2 protein-coding genes are annotated in these 988 nt (G+C 47.9%); both read left to right on the top strand.

The genetic code is table 11. The annotated features are described in order from the left end of the window. A partial coding sequence (locus A3763_RS27190; RefSeq protein ID WP_255376637.1) for an acyl-CoA dehydrogenase family protein occupies positions 1-170 on the top strand: 170 nt, incomplete at its 5' end. A gap of 18 nt (positions 171-188) precedes the next feature. Continuing rightward, positions 189-988, top strand: an 800-nt coding sequence (locus A3763_RS22280) for a CaiB/BaiF CoA-transferase family protein (protein ID WP_068760539.1), incomplete at its 3' end; no start/stop codon positions are given.

Genomic DNA, 988 nt, shown 5'->3' with positions numbered 1-988 from the left:
CTACCGAGATTCAGTGTGACGTGATAGATGAATGTTTACAGCTACATGGTGGTTACGGCTACATGTGGGAGTATCCGGTTGCGCGCGCTTACGCAGATGCGCGTGTTCAGAAGATCTATGCTGGTACAAATGAAATCATGAAGTTGATTATCGGCCGCTCGATGGTCTAAAGGAAGTAGGGGTAAGTAATGTCACAACCACTCAAGGGAATTAAGATTCTCGACTTTACCACCTTATTACCGGGCCCTTATGCAACGCAATTGTTGGCAGATATGGGCGCAGAGGTTGTAAGAGTAGAGTCACCTACGCGACCCGATCTACTAAAGCTCTTGCCGCCAATGGTAGGTAAGGTTTCTGCCTCGCACGCCAGCGTTAATCGCAATAAGAAAACGATTGCTGTTGATTTAAAGCATGAGAGTGCAAAAGAGATCGTTCATAAGTTGGTGAGTGAGTTTGATATTGTGATTGAGCAATTCAGACCAGGTGTTATGGCGCGTCTAGGTCTGGATTATGAGGCCTTGGTAAAGTTTCAGTCTAAATTAATCTATTGCTCGATCACAGGCTATGGTCAAACAGGGCCCTTAAAAGATCGGGCAGGGCATGATATTAACTATTTGGCTTTGTCGGGCTTAGCCAGTTTCTCTGGCAGAAAAGAAACCGGTCCCACTTTATCTGCAACACAGGTTGCCGATATTGCAGGTGGTTCACATCATGCNGTAATGGCGATTCTTGCCGCAGTGATTGAACGTGCTTCTACTGGAAAAGGCCAGCACCTGGATATCAGTATGAGTGATGCGGCCTTGGCGCTGAGCACGATGTTCGGCGCCAACGCGCTAGTCAGTGGCAAGGACCCAGCGTGTGGCGAAGAGATGCTCAACGGTGGTTTATTCTACGACTACTACCAGACGGCAGATGGCAAGTATATTTCGGTCGGTAGCCTGGAACCAAACTTCGCGATGGTTTTGCTATCTACCCTAGGTTTGACAGC

The organism is Oleiphilus sp. HI0128, assembly GCF_001635365.1.
The sequence above is the reverse complement of the archived record's forward strand: the minus strand, read 5'-3'. Positions and strand labels throughout refer to the sequence as shown.